The organism is Streptomyces natalensis ATCC 27448, assembly GCF_000935125.1.
GTDB classification, from domain to species: Bacteria; Actinomycetota; Actinomycetes; order Streptomycetales; family Streptomycetaceae; genus Streptomyces; species Streptomyces natalensis.
Genome location: NZ_JRKI01000029.1, coordinates 508,412 through 522,810, shown reverse-complemented (window position 1 = coordinate 522,810; position 14,399 = coordinate 508,412). Strand labels below are relative to the sequence as shown.

Below are 14,399 nucleotides of genomic sequence, written 5' to 3'. Positions count from 1 at the left end.
ATGCAAGACGTGCCCCATCAAAGGTCAAACGGTATTCAGCTCTTTGTCACTTTTGGCGCGATAGCGCCTTGACCAGCGGGTCGTGAGCCGATGTGCCGACGAGCGAGGGGTCGATGTCAGCGGCGTGCGCCCAATTCCGACGGCGGATGACCGTCGAAATCTCGCCACCCGTAACCTGTCTCCCCCCACCCCGACCCACATCCTCATCCCGCCCTGCGAGGAGACCCGTGCACCCCACCCGCAAGGCGGTCGTGACAGCCGCCGCACTCCTGGTCATGGCCGCGACCGCCGGCTGCCAACCCGGCGCCGACACCACCGCATCCCACCGCAGCGCCGCCAAGCCCGGTTGCCCCACCGAGCTCTCCCGGGCCAAGCGGGCCGTCCAGCGGGCACAGGAGGTCAACGCCCCCTGGAAGGGCCCCACCACCGGACCCAAGGCCGTCCACGGCAAAACCGTCGTCTACATCGCCCAGACCCTGACCAACCCCGGCGTCGCCGGCGTCGCCCAAGGCGTCGAGGAAGCCGCCAAGATCCTCGGCTGGCACGCCCGCACCCTCAACGGCCAGGGCACGCCCGACGGCATGCGGGCCGCCTTCAAGCAGGCCCTCGGCCTCAAACCGGACGGCATCGTCATCGGCGGTTTCGATCCCCGGTCCGTCGCAGCGGACGTCAAAAAAGCGAACAAGGCGGGAATACCGCTGATCGGCTGGCATGCCACCGCCGCTCCCGGCCCCAGCAAGGATCCGCAGCTCTTCAGCAACATCACCTCCCGGGTCGAGGACGTCGCGAAGATCAGCGCCGACTGGATCATCGCACGGTCCAACGGCCACGCGGGCGTCGTCCTGTTCACCGACGCCTCGATACCCTTCGCGAAGCACAAGTCCGATCTGATCAAGAAGGAACTCGCCACCTGCTCCGGCACCAAGCTGCTGAGCTACACCAACATCCCCATTCCCCAGGCCAACACCCGCTCCATCGGGGCAGTCCGCTCCCTGCTGTCCCGTTTCGGCGGCAAGTGGACCTATTCCGCCGCCATCAACGACCTGTACTTCCAGCACGCCGCCCCCGCCCTGCGCGCCGCGGGCAAGGACGGCGCCGGCGCCCCCTTCAACATCGGTGCCGGTGACGGCGATCCATCGGCCTTCCAGCGCGTCAACGGCAAGGAGTTCCAGGCCGCCACCGTGCCCGAGCCGCTCTCCGAACAGGGCTGGCAGATCATCGACGAATTCAACCGCGCCTTCGCCGGCGCCCCGGCCAGCGGATACGTCGCCCCCGTCCACATCGCCACCGCCACCAACAGCGGCGGCGCACTGTCCTGGGACTCCGAGGGCTACCGCCAGGCCTACCGGAAGATCTGGGGCGCCTGACGCCGGGGAGGGGCACGCCCGCTCGGCTGCGGTCGGCGTGGGCGCGAAAGGTCGTGCCCTGCCTTCGGGGGAAAGCCCGCCCGTACACGTTCGAAGACCGCTCCGAGGTGATACCACCATGGGGCATGCACGGGTGCCGTCGCCCGGCCCCCGTGCGCAAACGGCCCCCTTGCGGGGCCTCGGTACGCGACGGGCAGGAGGTGGCGGCGGCGGGTGCGGAACCGACCCGGTGGTGAGCGCGAGCGGTCCTTTGCCGTACCTCGCCGGACGACTCGGCAGCGCCTGCGCGCCCTGGAGCGCACGGCCCGCGCGGGGCGGCTGGGCGGGGGAGCGCATCCGACCCGCGGCCATGACGGATTCTCTCCGCTGCTGTGGGCGGCCGCCGCGTACGCCTGGCGCCTGCTCGTCGTGGGCGCCGCCGTCTACGTCATCTTCATGGTGCTCGGACGGTTCCACCAGGTGACGCTGGCGGTCTTCCTCGCCCTGGTGGTGACGGCCCTCCTGGGGCCGCTGACCGATCTGCTCCACCGCTGGATGCCGCGCTCGGCGGCCGTCGCACTCGGACTGCTGCTCGCCCTCGTGCTCGTCCTCGGGGTGCTGAGCCTGATCGGAGCGAATGTGGCCGCCGAGTGGCAAGAGCTGCGCCGGCAGTTCGGCGGCGATCTGGCGCGGACCGAACGGTGGCTCGAAGGCGCGCCCTTCCACCTCCGGCACGGAGCCCTGGCCCGCCTCCAGTCGTGGGTGTCGCGATTCATCGCCACACACGGTTCGAGCCTGTTCAACGCCGCGGTCAGCGGTGTGGGCCAGCTGGTGGACGTGCTGACGGCCGGATTGCTGGCACTCTTCTGCTCGGTCTTCTTCCTGCATTCGGGGGAGCGGATGTGGCGGTGGTTCGGCGGCCAACTGCCGGAGCGGAGGCGCGGCGCGGCTCGTATCAGCGGGTACGCCGCATGGACGACCTTCACCGGTTACACCCGCGGCATTGTGATCGTCGCCGCGACCAACGCGGTCCTCGTGGGGCTGGCGCTCTTCTTCCTGGGCGTCCCGCTCGTCCTCCCGCTGGCCGTCCTGGAGTTCTTCGCCGCCTTCATCCCACTCGTCGGCTCACCCATCGCCCTGGCGGTGGCCACGGTCGTGGCCCTCGCCGTGAAGGGTCCCCTGGTCGCCCTCATCCTCATTCTGCTGATCGTGGTCATCGGCCAGATCGAGGGGCATGTGCTGCACCCCTTGGTGATGAGCCGCGCCGTACGACTGCACCCCGTCGTCGTGGCGCTCTCCGTGGTCTGCGGCGCGGTGACGGCGGGCGTCCTTGGCGCGGTCGTCGCGGTACCGCTGGTCTCGGTGCTGTGGTCCGTCTACGGCGTGCTGCGGACGGCCGACGTCAAGGTCCCCATGCGCTGAGAGCGGCCACAGCGGACGGGCGCTGTCCGAGTGGACCCGTCCAAGCGCCCGGATGGCGGTAGGAGGCATCCGGAGCCGATGGGAAGGAATCGGGAGCACGATCCCGCCCCCTGCTCTCCCCTTCCCGAGGTGAACCATGAATGCCAAGCCGCCGGAATCCCCCCGCCGGACGAAGAAAGCCACCCCACGAAAGTCCACCGCAGCCCGCAAGACGGCCGCGACCGGGGGAGGGCGCAGAAGCAAGAGCCAGGGCAGTGGCTCCGGAGAGTGCCGGTCCGGCCCGATTGCAGGGACCGCGTTGCTGGACGGCGTGACATTCCTCGGCAAGGGCGTCCAGTACGCAGAGGTGGACGGTATGGCGGTGGTCGAGGGAGACATCGTCCTCGGCACCGTGGCGGAGGTGGCCGAGGCCGCGTCCGCAGGCGGTCAGGAGCTGATGCCCCGGTCGATCGGGATTACCGGGCAGCAATTCCGCTGGCCGAACGCGACCATCCCGTTCGAGATCGACCCCGCCCTTCCCGACCAGGGCCGGGTATTCGATGCCATCGCCCACTGGAGGACGAACACCCGGATCCGCTTCGAGGCACGGACCGCCGACAACGCGGCGCTGTTCCCCGACTTCGTGCGCTTTGTTCCCGGCGGCGGGTGCTCGTCCTGGGTCGGCCGCCGGGGCGGCATGCAACTCATCACGCTGGGCGACAACTGCTCCGCCGGAAACGCCATCCACGAGATCGGTCACACGGTGGGGCTGTGGCACGAGCAGAGCCGGGAGGACCGCGACCAGTTCATCTCCATCGACTTCTCCAACATCGCGCCGGAACAGCAGCACAATTTCCTTCAGCAGATTTCCGACGGTGATGACATGGGGCCGTACGACTTCGGGTCGATCATGCACTACCCGCCCAACGCCTTTGCGATCGACGCCAGTTGGCCGACAATCACCGCCAAGCAGCCGCTGCCTCCCGGTGTGGTGATGGGCCAGCGGACGGGGCTGTCGCAGGGCGATCTCGCCGGTGTCCAGGCGTTGTACCCGACCGTGCCCGTCAAGGGGAAGGACCCGGTACACGATCTTGCCACGAAGATGCCGGTCCACGACATTCCCGCGAAGATCCCGGCTCATGACGTTGCCATGAAGTTCCCGGGCCACGACCTGATGAGCCCGGCCGCCGCCAGCCCCTTCGTACTCGCCACCCCGCACCAGTCACCCGCGCTGACCGGGCAGCCCGACGGGCTGGCCGAGCAGGTACGTCAGCTCACCCAGCTGCTCGGCTCCGTCCAGCAGGGCCTCGCCGCCGTGACTGCCAGCCAGCAAAGCCTCGTGGCCCAGCTGGGTCCGCTGCTCGTCGGCAGTGGAAGTGTGGGGCAGATGCGATGATCCTCGTCATCTCCTACGACGAGGACCACACCCTGGACGTCATGGGCCGGCTGGAGGCAGCCGGCCGGGAGGTCGTGCGCTTCGACCTGGCGGACTTTCCCGCCCACGGCGTGATCAACCTCGACTATTCCGATGGCGGGCCGCCGGACTGCACACTCACCGCGTCCACCGGATCCGCGTCACTGGACAACTGCCGCGTCGCGTGGTGGCGACGGGTACGTCCCTTCACCGTCGACCGGACCCTGCGCACGGCCCGGGACCAGGGCTTCGCGGCCAGTGAGACAAGCCAGGCGCTGCATGGGCTGTTCCACGGGCTCGGCTGTTCCTGGATCAACCCACCGTCACTCGACGCCATCGCCCATCACAAGCCGTACCAGTGGGAGACGGCCCGCCGCGTGGGCCTGACGCTGCCGCGCACCCTGGTCACCAATCAGCCGGAGCGGGCACGCCGGTTCATCCAGGACGTCGGCGTCGGGCGCACGGTCTTCAAGTCCTTCCTCGCCCATGCGGAAGCCTGGCGGGAAACCAGGCTCGTACGGCCGGCGGACCTGGCGCACCTGGACGCCGTCCGCTACGCCCCGGTGATCTTCCAGGAGTTCGTACCGGGAGCCGACCTGCGGGTGACGGTGGTGGGGGAGCGGGTCTTCGCCGCCGAGATCGACGCCTCGGCGACCAGCTATCCCGTCGACATGAGAACGGTGGTCGACGAAGCCCGGGTACGGCCGGTGACTCTCCCCCCGGCCCTCACCGACGCGCTGCTGCGGTTCATGCGCCGGCTCGGTCTGGTCTACGGCGCCATCGATCTGCGCCGGCGTCCGGACGGGCAGTACGTGTTCTTCGAGGTCAATCCGGCGGGGCAATGGCTGTTCGTGGAGCAGCGGGCCGGGCTGCCCATCAGCGCGGAGGTCGCGGCGCTCCTGGCACGGATCGACGAACGCGGACCGGAACGAGCGACGGTGTCGCAGACCTTGGCCGGCAGCACCGCATGACGCACACCGTCCGGGGCATCGTGTCCCTGCCCGCCGACGCGCCCGCCACCCAGGCCGCCAGGGTCTTGGTAGAGGTCCGCGACGTCTCCCTCGCCGACGCCCCCTCCACCGTGGTGGCCGCGCATGTCCAGACGGACGTCCCCCTCGCCCCGCATGGCCGGATCCCCTTCAGCGTCGACGTGCCCGACCTCGATCCGAGGGGTGCCTACGGCCTTCGTGTGCACGTGGACCTCTCCGGAAGTGGGGCACTGGAGCCCGGAGACCTCATCAGTACGCAGGCACACGCCGTAGTGCCGGAATCCCACGAGGAGTTGACGGCCCCGGTCAGCACGGTCTGAACGGGCATGGACGCGCCACCGGGGCACTCGCGGAAGGCGCACCCGGTGAGATGAAGGCCGTCATGGACTCTCCAGCCGGGCCGCCAGAACCCCGGGGAGGGCGTCGCGGTTCGCGCGGGTCACCTGGACGAGTTCGATGTCGGCGCGCCGCTTGAGGGCGTCGGTGAACGGGTCGTTCTTGGCGTGGGCCGTGGCGACGATGTCGATGTCGGACGCGAACAGGCGCCGGACCGCGTCCTGGAACCCGGTGCACGCCAGCTCCATACGCCCGAGCTCGTCGATCAGCACGAGGTCTCCGGGAACCGGATGCGCCGCCGCCGATCTGAGCGGAGGCAGGGCGACCCGCTCCATGACACCCAGGTCGACGCCGTACCGGCCCACCCGCGGTGGCCCCGGGAACTCGACATGGGCGAGTACGGCCTGGCGGCCGCTCTCCAGTGATTCCAGTGCGAAACCGACCCGGGCCGCGCCTTGCCGGATTTCCGCCGTGGTGAAGCCGACCACCCCACGGGTGCGCAGGAGTGCGGCCAACCGGCGGACAACGGTCGTTTTGCCCGCTCCGGGACGTCCCTCCAGCAGGATCCTCGTCGGCATCCGGTGCGGCATGCGCTGCTCCCTGTAGGTCCGTCTTGCGCTTCCCGGCTGGTTGGCCGGCGTACTGAGCCAATCGGGGGTTCTGCCCGCGGGGGCCGGTCCCGACCGGGCCGTTGCGGGTAGGGCCGGGCGTATGACGGGAATTGAGCCAGGAGCGTGGCGTTCGCCGACCACGCGGAGATCCCTCGACGCCACACGGGGGAGGGCGACGACGTCTCGCCACCGCTGATCTGGTCGGCGGTGCCGGACGGTACGTCGGAGTTGGTCCTGCTCTGCGAGGACCCTGATGCCCCGGGCGGGTCGTTCCTGCACTGGCTGGTCACCGGTATCGATCCGCGGAGTTCCGGTGCGGCGGAGGGGGAGCCACCGCCCGGCGGCAAGGAGTGGCCCAACGGATTCGGCCGGGTGGGCTGGGGCGGTCCGATGCCTCCCTCCGGGCACGGGACGCACCGCTACTTCTTCCGCCTGTGGGCCGTGTCGCAGCCGCTCACCTTGCGGGAACGGCCGACGGCCGATGCGGTGCATCGCGCGGTGAAGGCAAGGGAGTTGGCGAGCGGCGTGCTGGTGGGCACTTACCAACGCTGACCGGTGTATGGCCGATGACGGAGAAACCCGCAGGAGGCCCACGCCGCGTCGTGCGGGGCTTCGTGACCGGCCGTCAGTGCAGGATCTTTTCCTTGGCCCGCTGGAACTCGTCCTCCGAGATATCGCCCTTTGCCTTGAGGTCCGCAAGCTTGGCCAGTTCGTCTGCCTGGCTCGCGCCGCCGCTGGGTGCCGCCGTTTCCCGGATGTAGGTGTCGAACTCCTCCTGATGCTGCTTGGCGAGCTGTGCTTCGCGTTTGCCCATGTCCTTGCCGCGCGCCAGTACATAGATCAGGACGCCCAGGAAGGGAAGGATGATGACGAAAAGCAGCCAGCCGGCCTTTGCCCATCCGTGCAGTGTGTGGTCACGGAAGATGTCGGCGATGACGCGGAAGAGCACCATCAGCCACAGAATCCACAGGAAGATCCACATCACGGTCCAGAACGCGCCCAGCACCGGATAGTCGTACGCCAAGTACAGGTTGCCCATGACTGCCTCCTGGCCCTCGTGGTCGCCCCTCCAGGCTCGGCCACCGCGGGGGCAGGAACATCACCCGCTGCGGGTGAGCCCAGGCGCTCGCGCGGACCTCAGCGGGCCGCCGTCCTGGTGAGCCGTTCCGCCGGGAGGTTGCGGGTGAACACGAAGCTGACGAGCGTGATGGCGGCGGCCGTCAGGATGGCGGTTTTGAGGCTGTTGAGCTGGGCCTGGGCGTAGGAGTCGACGACCGCGTCGGCCTCGGCCGGCGGCAGCGAGGCGCGCTCGGCCGCGGCTCGGATCTCGTCGGTGCTCACGAAGCTGACCCCGGCTTCCATGGCGATACCGGCCTGCTCGCGTACCTGGTCGGAGATCTTGGGGTGGTCGGCGATCTCGTGGGTGAATGCGGTGACCAGGGCGCCGATCAGGATGGCGCCGATGAGGGCGGTGCCGAGCGAGGATCCCAGGTTCTGGGCGGTGTACTGGAGGCCGCCCGCCTCACTGCGTTCGGACTCCCCGACGCTGGACTGCGCCACGTTGCCCAGCTGCGAGGCGAGGAGCCCCATACCGAGTCCCAGCACGGCCATCGCCAGGGCGAAGGACAGGTCGTCGATACGGGGCTTGATGGTGGCGAGCAGCCACACGATGGCGATGAACAGCACCAGCAGGCCGGTCCGTACGACCGTGCGCGGCCCGGCGAACCGGCCGAGGAGGGGGCCGCTCATGGCGGACAGCAGCATGGTGAGCGACACCGGCAGCAGCCGCAGACCGGTCTGGAACGCGTTGAGGCCCTGCACGACCTGGAGATAGAGGGGGATGGTGAAGAACAGGCCGAGCAGGATGAGGTTCTGGGCGAGGAGCATGCTCAGGCCGGAGCGCAGCGGCGGGTTGGCGAACAGGGAGAACCGCACCAGCGGATTCCGCCCGCGGCTCTCCTGCCGCCGCTCCCAGGTCCGGAACAGCCAGAGGACGAGGGCGCCCGCCGCGATGAAGAAGAGGGTGAGGGAGAAGCCGAAGATGGTGATCGGGGAGTTCCGGGGTTTCACCCATCCCCAGGAGCTGCTCTGAAGGACGCCCAGGACCACCATGGCCAGGCCGATGGCGGAGAGCACGGCGCCGACGGTGTCGAGCCGGGGCCGCGGCTGCGGCCGCGGGTGGTCCTCGACCCACCGGATGAGGCAGAGCATGGCCACCACCAGGACGACTTCGCCGGCGAAGACCAGCCGCCACGTCAGATACGTCGTCAGCCAGCCGCCGAGCAGCGGGCCCACCGCGATGCCCGCCCCTGCCAGCCCGCCGATGACCCCGTAGGCGACGGCCCGGTCCCGGCCCTTGTAGGCACCGGCCACGAGCGCGGCCAGGGCCGGGAGTACCAGCGCCGCACCGAGTCCCTCGATCACCGACCAGCCGAGTGTGAGCACCCACAGGACGGGGGCCACGGCGGTGAGTGCGGAGCCCGTTCCGTACACGGCCAGTCCGACGGCGAACATGCGCCGGCGCCCGAACATGTCGCCGAGCTTGCCCCCTGTGATCATGAAAGCGGCCATGACCAGGGTGTAGAGGGTGATGACGGCCTGAATCGCGGTGACCTCGGTATCGAAGTCCTCGACCAGCTGGCCGATCGATACGTTCATCACCGAGGTGTCGAGCACCATCAGGAACTGGGCCGTGCCGAGAATGGCCAGAGGCCGCCAGCGCCCCATCGCGTGCACCTCCGCAGGTTCCGATGTGCCGGACGGTGTGTGATCGGCCGTCATGACGGCTCAGAATAGGCGGGTGAAGGGCGATTTATCCGGTTGCGTGGTGACGCGTCGCCCGACTGGGCGCGGTGGCCGGAGCCGGCGAGCGGCGGTCAGTGGTGCAGCCCGGCCTTCAGCACCACGATGAACAAGCCGAGCAGAAGATTGACCGCGCCCGCGGCCAGCACCAGGCGGCGCGGGGCATGGGCCCGGACCACCGCGACGGTGGCCCACCCCACCTGCTCGACGACCGCCACACCGAGCGCCAGCCACGCCGCCCCCTCCGGCCCGAGCCCCAGGACGGGACTCACCGCCACGGCGGCGGCCGGCGGGACGGCAGCCTGGACGATCGGCCACTCGTCGGCACAGACCCGGCGGACCTCCTGCCGGCTCAGGGCCTGATGCACCAGCCGGTCCCCGACGAGCCGGGCGTAGACGTGCGCGGCCCAGAACACCAATCCGGTGCCGAGCAGGAGCAGTACGAGCACGAGCCGTGGGAAGGTACCGAGGGTTCCCGCCCCGGCCACCACGGAAGCGGCGAGCAGCGATCCGTAGACCGCGCCGGCGTAGTCGGTCTTCCGGGTCGCGGCCGGCTCCGGCCCCTTGTTGCCGTCCCGCTCGTTGGCGTCATGCTCCGCGCCGTGACCTGCCACCGCTCCAGGATCCCCGGAATCGGCCCGGCATGCAGTGCGTGACGTGCCGCATCGGGTGGTCAGCCGCCGTCGACGGCAGGGGGACCGGGACCGGATCCCGGGGGCACCGGAGCGGTTCCGGCGGCGGTGAGGATGCCGAGGAGCAGCAGGACGAACACCACGATCCCGAGAACCAGGGCCACGACGCCCGGGGTCGGGAAGTTCCACAGGAACAGCGCCAGAACCCCCGCACCGATGACGATCCCCGTCGTCCAGCCGCGGTGACCGTCGAGCCAGCGGCCCGGGCCGCCCGTGCGCAGACCCACCCGGGCCAGGCCCCGCCCGGCGGATTCGGTACCGCGGACGGTGACGGAGCGTATCCAGCGGGCGCCGCGCCCGGGCCCGTAGAGGTAGCCGGCGACCAGGATGATCACCGAGAGGACCAGCACCGTACGGGCGCTCTGCTGGAGGAACCGCACCAGGTCGTCGTAGATGGCGGCCGCGGCCTGCGGCGACTGCACTCTGGGCCCCACGGAATCCAGGTACGTCGCTCGGGCGAAGGCGAGCGCGACGAGCAGGACGACCATCATCACTCCGACGCCGACGGCCGCGCTCATCATGGCGACCCGGTGCGCGGGCCCCGACCACACGGCCAGCGCCGCCAGCCCGACGACCAGCACGGGAAGCCAGACCCCGACGATGCCGAGCAGACGCATGGCGTTCTGGGCCTTGTTCAGCTTGTCCGTCTTCACCAGCACGACGGACTTGTTGATGTCGGGGATCTTGTCGGCCCGCTTGAATCCCTCATCGACCAGTTTCTTCTGCACCTGGTCGATCGCGGTGCCGATGTTGAGGCTGATGGTGTTCCCCTTGGCCTCGACGGCGCTGCCGCCCTTTCCGGTGAGGACGTTGACCACGGCCGCGTGCGCCCTGCGGTTGGCGGCATTCCATACGTCCGCGAACTGGTCGCTGGTCACCACCTTGTTCGCCACCGCGTGGACCGCGCTGGTGGTGCCGGATTTCAACGCCCCGGCGAGCAGATCCGCCTTGTCGACCACGACCGGTGGGGCGCCGGTCTTCTTCAGGGCGCGCTTGAGCGCGGCGGTGACATCCGCGGTGTTGATATAGCTCACCACCTTGGTCGTCACACGGTTGGTCACGGCGTCCTGGACCGCCGGATTCCGTGCGAGGGGCGCCACGGTCTGGACGTACCGACCGGTATCGGAGATCTGGGAGTCCAGCCAGGCGGCGACGACGCCGAGCGGGGCGAGGACGAAGGCCAGAACCAGCAGCAGGGAGGTGACGGCGTACCGCAGCCGGCGGTGCCGCACAGCGGCAGCCCGGCGAAGACGCCCGTATTCCGCCTGCTCAGCGGCGCTCAGCGGTCCCTGAGCGCCTTCGGAGGCGGCCGAGGACGACAAGTCCATCGCGTGCTCCTTCGCACAGACCCCCGTTACACCGTCACCCGCCCCGGGCCGAACGGCATCACCCGTAACGGGCGGCCCGCTCCCGCGGTGCGCAAGGGGTGCTCAAGACGGGGTCCGTCACGGTTCCGGCAGTTGGCGCATCTCAAGAACCCGCAGGCCCAGGCCCTGGAAGCGGATGAGCAGCCCGTAGAGGTGGGCCTCGTCCGTGACCTGGCCGAAGAGGACCGTCTGCTCCGGGGCGAGCACCCTCTCCAGCTCGGGAAACGCCTCGGCCATCACCGTCGACAGACGGCCCGTGACGCGGAACTCGTATCGCATGGGCGCGCCTCCCCGACGTCGGTGCGTCGTTTCCCTGCGATGCTGGACGGCTACCGGGCCCGGCCGCATCACCCGGACGAGGTGACCTCTCCGTCGCCGCTCGTGGGCCGGAGCAGATGAAGCTCTCGCGCGCACCGTACGGCATCACTGCGGCGGGAGACCGCGAGCTTGCGGTAGATGCTCCGCAGATGCGTCTTGACCGTGTTGACCGACAGATACATCGCTTCGCCGATCTCCTCGGTCGACATCAGCTCCGCAGCACGCTGGAGCACCTCACGCTCACGGTCGGTCAGCCGTTCCACCACGACGGGCGCCGGTGGACGGCCGCCGGTACGGAACGCGCCGTTGACGCACGCGGGGCCGGGCAGCAGCCATGCATGCCCGGCGGCCAGGTCGGGCCGCCCTTCCAGCAGACGCCACACCCAGGGGCCCGCGTCGGTGAAGGGCAGACGCATTCTCTCGGGCCGAGCGGCGGCCAGCGCATCGTGGAGCAGACGGCATGCCGCCTCGGTGTCGTGGGTCAGGGCCGCGGCGCGGGCCCGAAGCAGGCGGAGGTGGACCCGTTCCGCGGTTCCCGCGCCCGGCCGGCGGTCCAGGGGCGCGAGGAGGCTCAGGGCCCGGTCGAGGTCTCCGGCAGCGAGCCGGGCCCGAGCCAGGGCGAGGGTGTGCGCCGAGCCGCCAGGGCCGGACTCCTCCAGGACGGCGATCGCCGCCCCGGGCTCGCCCCGGGCCAGCTCGGCCGCCGCACGCACGAGAGCCATGCGCTGAGCCGACCACGGCGCACGGGGCCGCGGAGACGCGTCGGCTGCCGTGACGGCCGTGAGCGCAGCGTGCCACTGGCCGTGTGCGAGGTCCAGCCGGGCACGGGTCAGGGCGATTTCGGTGTCGGTGACCGGGTCGTGTCCGGCGTCCGGGGACCGGCACGCGAGGGCGAGATGACGGCGGGCATCGCGGAGTTCGGCCCGTTCGAGAGCGACGGCGGCCAGCGCGAGGTGACCGATCCCGGACCGGCGGGTCGGCGCAACGGAGCGGTGTCCGGCGACCTCCAGAGAGAGCAGGGCGTGCCCCTCGGCTTGGCTCAGCGAACCGAACTGCGCCTCCAACAGGGCCAGTCGGCCGAGGCAGCTGTGCCGGACGCCTTCGGCCACCTCGCCGGAGCAGCCCTCCGCCGCGTACGCGAACGCCTTCCGGGCTTCGTCGGGACGGGCGCCGAATTGGAGGGCGCAGGCCAGCCCGTACCGCCGCAGCGCCTCGATTTCCGGGTGGGTTTCGGCCAGTTGGCGCGGCACCTGTTCGGTGAGCTCGCGGCGCCGCTGCGCCACCGGCTCCGCCGCGTGGCCGACGCTGTTGCCGCTGTGCGCATCGGATTCCGTGACGTGCGCGTCGGATTCCGTGACGTACGCATCGGGCTCGGTGACGTACGCCCCGGGTTCCGCGAAAAGCCGGAGCAGGGAGAGCACGAACCGCGCTTCCCCGGTGGGCCGCGCTCCGGGCTTGCGCAGCTCCTCCTCGGCCCGGTCCAGCCACGCCTCACAGCCCGCGGTGTCGTACCGGGCGAGGGCACAGGCACCCGCGACCAGCGCGGGCGCGGCTCCGGCAAGATCGCTGGGCATCCCCGAAAAGGCCCGCTCCAGCCGGTGTGCCTCCGGGCCGGTGAGCAGTTGTCCGATCTCCGAGCGGCTCACCATACGCGCGCAGGCCCACTGCCAGTCCTCGGCCGCGGCGGCCTGTTCCACCGCCTCGGCGAGCCTCCCGGTATCGGCGAGCCAGGTCGCCGCCCGGCGACGCAACCGGGGTTCGAGGCCGGGCCGGTGATGGCGCAGGTGCATGCGCAGCACTTCGGCGAACAGCGGCTGGTAACGGCACCACGGCGTGCCGTTGATCGGTTCGACGAAGAGGTGGGCTCGGGTGAGTTGGGCCAGGATCCACTCCGCGTCCGTGCGTCCCGTCAGCGCGTTCGCCAGGTCCGGGTGCACCCGGTCGAGAATGCTGCTGTACAGCAGCAGTTCCCGGGTGGCGGCAGGCTGGGCGTCGAGAACCTCCGTCAGCAGGTAGTCGGCGACGGCGCTCTGGGACGCGGCGAACGACCGGGCGAACTCGGCCGGATCGTCGGCCCGTTGCATCTCCAGCGCGCACAGCCGCAGTCCCGCTGCCCAGCCCTCCGTGCGCGCAAGGAGGGCATCGACGCTGTTCTCGTAGCGCCCCAGACCGTGTCCGCGCAGCAGCCTCGTGGCCTCCTGCCGGGTGAACGCGAGGTCGGGACCGCGAATTTCCCGGATCCGGCCGTCGGCGCGGTAGCGGTGCAGCGGAAGCAGCGGGTCGACGCGGCTGATCAGCACCAGACGCAGCTGCGGTCCTGCATGGTTCAGGACGAAGTCCAGGCCCGATGCCGCCGCCGGTACGGGCAGCTGCTCCAGGCCGTCGAGCACGAGCACGACAGGCCGGGACAGGCGCGCCAGCGCCGCCGCGAGCCTTGTGAGCAGGGAGCGGTCGACGAAGTCGGCGGAGCCGGGCTGCCCCACCTCATCGGACAGCGCGATCTGGTGACGGCTCAATGCCTCCAGGACGTAGGCCCAGAACACCCCGGGTGCCCGGTCGTCCTGCTCGACCGTCAGCCACGCCACCGGGCCCGGGGCCGCCCCCTCGCGCGCCCAAGCGGCGGCCAGTGTGGTCTTCCCGGTACCCGCCGCGCCCGTGATCAGGGTCAGCGGGCCCGCGGCGCCCTCGGTGAGCCGCTCCAGCAGCCGCTGCCGTCGGACGATGCTCCGCGGAACGCAGGGTACGGAGAACTTCGCGACCAGCAGCGGGTCACCGGTCGGCCCCAGGTGCGCGGCCGTGCCACCGTGGCCGGAAACCGGGGCGGTGGTCCGCGTACGGGCGGTACGGGGCTCCCCACCGCCGTCCGCCGCTGCGGAGGCCGAGCTGCGGGGCATGGACACCACCGTCCGGATCCGGACTCCCTGGCACCGCCGCACGCCGGTCACCGCACACCGCCGGACGATGCGGCGGGCCGAGTCGGACGGTGTCTCGCGTCGTGAACGTCTGTGAACGTCTCTGAACGTCTGCTTCCATCTTCACGGCTTCCGAACCATGATCGCCATACGGGAGGTGTCTACGGGAGGTGCCCCGACGCCCCCGGGGAACCGGGTCTCCGGTCACCGG

13 protein-coding genes are annotated in these 14,399 nt (G+C 70.4%); 6 read left to right on the top strand and 7 right to left on the bottom strand.

Annotated elements, in window-relative coordinates; all coding sequences use genetic code 11:
* Positions 1 to 227: 227 nt before the first annotated feature.
* The 5 genes from SNA_RS21805 (at position 228) to SNA_RS21785 (ending at position 5,470) form a co-directional block, all read left to right on the top strand.
* Positions 228 to 1,367: a substrate-binding domain-containing protein gene (locus SNA_RS21805; RefSeq protein WP_030065242.1), complete on the top strand. Its 1,140-nt coding sequence runs from the start codon at positions 228 to 230 to the stop codon at positions 1,365 to 1,367.
* A gap of 213 nt (positions 1,368 to 1,580) precedes the next feature.
* Positions 1,581 to 2,768: an AI-2E family transporter gene (locus tag SNA_RS21800; RefSeq protein WP_078970088.1), complete on the top strand. Its 1,188-nt coding sequence runs from the start codon at positions 1,581 to 1,583 to the stop codon at positions 2,766 to 2,768.
* A 310-nt stretch (positions 2,769 to 3,078) separates the two neighbouring features.
* Entirely contained in the window at positions 3,079 to 4,143 is a 1,065-nt protein-coding gene (locus SNA_RS21795; RefSeq protein WP_198535111.1) for a M12 family metallopeptidase, read from the top strand.
* Positions 4,140 to 5,132 (top strand): MvdC/MvdD family ATP grasp protein, encoded by a 993-nt coding sequence (locus tag SNA_RS21790; protein WP_051877211.1) that lies wholly within the window; start codon positions 4,140 to 4,142, stop codon positions 5,130 to 5,132. The genes SNA_RS21795 and SNA_RS21790 overlap by 4 nt, the downstream gene beginning before the upstream one ends.
* Complete coding sequence (locus SNA_RS21785; RefSeq protein ID WP_030065250.1) at positions 5,129 to 5,470, top strand: YbaY family lipoprotein; 342 nt, start codon at positions 5,129 to 5,131, stop codon at positions 5,468 to 5,470. Before SNA_RS21790 ends, SNA_RS21785 begins: the two co-directional genes overlap by 4 nt.
* 60 nt (positions 5,471 to 5,530) lie before the next feature.
* Here SNA_RS21785 and SNA_RS21780 read toward each other — a convergent pair whose 3' ends face one another.
* The gene (locus tag SNA_RS21780) at positions 5,531 to 6,076 is read right to left on the bottom strand and encodes a nucleoside-triphosphatase (RefSeq protein ID WP_241779774.1); all 546 of its coding nucleotides are present in this window, start codon (positions 6,074 to 6,076) and stop codon (positions 5,531 to 5,533) included.
* Positions 6,077 to 6,220: 144 nt separating this feature from the next.
* Between SNA_RS21780 and SNA_RS21775 the strand changes: the two genes are divergently transcribed.
* Positions 6,221 to 6,649 (top strand): YbhB/YbcL family Raf kinase inhibitor-like protein, encoded by a 429-nt coding sequence (locus SNA_RS21775; protein WP_030065254.1) that lies wholly within the window; start codon positions 6,221 to 6,223, stop codon positions 6,647 to 6,649.
* 73 nt (positions 6,650 to 6,722) lie between these two features.
* On the opposite strand, the gene SNA_RS21770 is transcribed toward SNA_RS21775, so the two are convergent.
* The 6 genes from SNA_RS21770 to SNA_RS21745 form a co-directional block, all read right to left on the bottom strand.
* Positions 6,723 to 7,136: an SHOCT domain-containing protein gene (locus SNA_RS21770; RefSeq protein WP_030065256.1), complete on the bottom strand. Its 414-nt coding sequence runs from the start codon at positions 7,134 to 7,136 to the stop codon at positions 6,723 to 6,725.
* Positions 7,137 to 7,234: 98 nt separating this feature from the next.
* Positions 7,235 to 8,824: an MFS transporter gene (locus tag SNA_RS21765; protein ID WP_030065258.1), complete on the bottom strand. Its 1,590-nt coding sequence runs from the start codon at positions 8,822 to 8,824 to the stop codon at positions 7,235 to 7,237.
* A 149-nt stretch (positions 8,825 to 8,973) separates the two neighbouring features.
* Positions 8,974 to 9,513: a hypothetical protein gene (locus tag SNA_RS21760; protein WP_044366287.1), complete on the bottom strand. Its 540-nt coding sequence runs from the start codon at positions 9,511 to 9,513 to the stop codon at positions 8,974 to 8,976.
* Between the two features lie 59 nt (positions 9,514 to 9,572).
* Complete coding sequence (locus SNA_RS21755; protein ID WP_030065262.1) at positions 9,573 to 10,919, bottom strand: hypothetical protein; 1,347 nt, start codon at positions 10,917 to 10,919, stop codon at positions 9,573 to 9,575.
* A 117-nt stretch (positions 10,920 to 11,036) separates the two neighbouring features.
* The gene (locus SNA_RS21750) at positions 11,037 to 11,237 is read right to left on the bottom strand and encodes a hypothetical protein (RefSeq protein WP_030065263.1); all 201 of its coding nucleotides are present in this window, start codon (positions 11,235 to 11,237) and stop codon (positions 11,037 to 11,039) included.
* 68 nt (positions 11,238 to 11,305) lie between these two features.
* Complete coding sequence (locus SNA_RS21745; RefSeq protein WP_078970086.1) at positions 11,306 to 14,170, bottom strand: winged helix-turn-helix domain-containing protein; 2,865 nt, start codon at positions 14,168 to 14,170, stop codon at positions 11,306 to 11,308.
* Positions 14,171 to 14,399: the final 229 nt, after the last annotated feature.